Here is a 759-nt window from a genome sequence, read left to right as displayed (position 1 = left end):
GTATTCCAGCATTGTGTTGTACCAACAACATCGTTTAAGACCCATCGCTTGCTATATTGATTGAAATTGGTATCGCTGCTAACTTGAACCGTGTATTTTTCAGCATCGGTTGCCGCATTCCAGCTAAAGCAAGGTATTCCATTGCTTATAGATTGGTTCTGGTAAGGGTTTGTAAGATTTGCAACTCCTAATGCAAAAGCATTTTGGATCGAAAACACACACATAACAAATATAGCATGCGATAAAAATCGTGAACTGTTAGTTAATAGGTATTTTAATTTTGTATAAAACATTGAAAAACAGTCCCTTATAAGTTAATTCGAAAAGTGTCGATGCTGATAATACATACATATTATTATTTGTAAATTCGTTTAATTTGGAAAATACTCTTTGATCTAGATTCGATGTATAGGTGTGATTACCAATCGATTTTGACGTTTTGAAATTGGCATCGGTTTGAAGCTATGGCAATATACCTGTCCTTGTCTTCGTGGCTAGGTAGCGTTCAATCTCTGCCGCAGTTGCATGAATAGACATCCCTGTATTGTCTAAGTCGAATGTTTGTACATTTGGTATATCAAGTTGAAAATCAAATTTTTCTAGATAATTGCCAAGATGCTCCTTCGACTGAATTTTGTTGGTATTTTTTTCCGTTTTTCGTCGATAACTCTGCTTAGGCTGTTTGAACAAAAGATTTGAACTTTTCCTTCTCTCAATGATCAGATCACCAAATCATTATTTCTCCTTCCTCATGTCTAA

General features: G+C 35.0%; 1 protein-coding gene. It reads right to left on the bottom strand.

Annotated elements, in window-relative coordinates; all coding sequences use genetic code 11:
• The coding region (locus HJG39_RS19335) for a hypothetical protein (RefSeq protein ID WP_268412063.1) at nucleotides 1-293 on the bottom strand (293 nt) is incomplete at its 3' end.
• Nucleotides 294-759: the final 466 nt, after the last annotated feature.

Source organism: Alteromonas sp. a30 (assembly GCF_026788005.1).
Classification (GTDB): domain Bacteria; phylum Pseudomonadota; class Gammaproteobacteria; order Enterobacterales; family Alteromonadaceae; genus Paraneptunicella.
The sequence above is the reverse complement of the archived record's forward strand: the minus strand, read 5'-3'. Positions and strand labels throughout refer to the sequence as shown.